The sequence below is a fragment of the Roseateles sp. P5_E8 genome (genome assembly GCF_054177665.1).
Genome location: NZ_JBGCUM010000135.1, coordinates 1 through 1,145 on the forward strand (window position 1 = coordinate 1; position 1,145 = coordinate 1,145).

The following is a 1,145-nucleotide window of genomic DNA, read 5'->3' on the forward strand; positions in this document are numbered from 1 at the left end:
CAACAAGATAAATCAGACTTGAACCCATCCGAATCAATTGCATTATCAAGTTGGGTAATTCTATTTACAGGGTATCCAGCGTTGCGCAGTATGTCGACTGTCATCGAGGTGTACGCGAACCACCAATCAATTTTCGTCAACAGCCAGCGCTTCCACCTCTCCCGAAAGCCAGAAACGGCATCGGCTTGGAAATTCTTGCCGTGCCCCCAGTAAGCCACTCGCTTTCCCCAGGCGCGAGCAAGAAGCAAAGGATAATTTGAAAGTATTCGACTTTCCTGCATCAAGACTACGAGATTCGCCTGCCGAGCCTCCTTGGGCAGAGGTTGCCAAATAATGTCCCGGCTGCCGAATTCCCAGACGCGATTTCGCACCTTGATAGCCCAGGATATCGAACCCTCGTCTTTCTTTATTGCCTCACGCCGCGTGGCCTGCCCGTGAACCAGCATCAGGTCGATGCCTCGCTCCGCGCATGCAAGCCTCAGTTTCTCAAAGAAGCCCACTCGGTAGTGCAGGAGACGGTGCTGGAGGATTRCGACTTTCTTTTCCATATCAAGCATCAATATTTCCAGGTTCAATGACGCATGAATCGTAAGAAACTTCCGAGAAGGCGAATCGCCCGTCTCGAATTTGTTGCTCGTGCTGATTTCGTTCGCTGACGGTAGAGAAACGTTGCCCAACCACGCGTGCGGGCACACCAGCAACAACGGAGTATGAGGGAACGTCACGAACGACCACGCTACCTGCCGCCACAATGCYACCCCGACCAATAGTTACCCCGGTTAACACGATGGCACCGTAACCGACCCAGCAGTCGTCCTGCACCTCAACCATTTCTGCTAAGTGCGAATTCTGAAATCTGCGGCTGCCAATCCATGGCGAGTAGCGCACTGGAAATCCCAGTCGTTTGTAGTCATGATCATGCCTACCGACAAATGCCACACGGTTGGCTATCAAACAGAAGTTACCGATAACTGCGTTCGCTTCGATATGTACGTGCTTGCCGATATATACATGATCGCCAATTTTGATTTGGACAGGTGCCCACAATCGTGTGCCACGCCCAATGTGAAGATCTTTACCATGCGAAAGATAGCGCTTCTTGCCCGCCACGGCCAATATGGTCTGGCAGCGACGGAGCGCTGCAA

The 1,145-nt window shown here is 52.1% G+C and carries 2 protein-coding genes; both read right to left on the bottom strand.

Translation table 11 applies throughout. The features are described 5' to 3' along the window. On the bottom strand, positions 1-557 hold a 557-nt coding region (locus ACXRVZ_RS27610; RefSeq protein ID WP_458233130.1), incomplete at its 3' end, for a hypothetical protein. Next, positions 550-1,145, bottom strand: a 596-nt coding sequence (locus ACXRVZ_RS27615) for an acyltransferase (RefSeq protein WP_458233131.1), incomplete at its 5' end; no start/stop codon positions are given. The genes ACXRVZ_RS27610 and ACXRVZ_RS27615, both read right to left, overlap by 8 nt.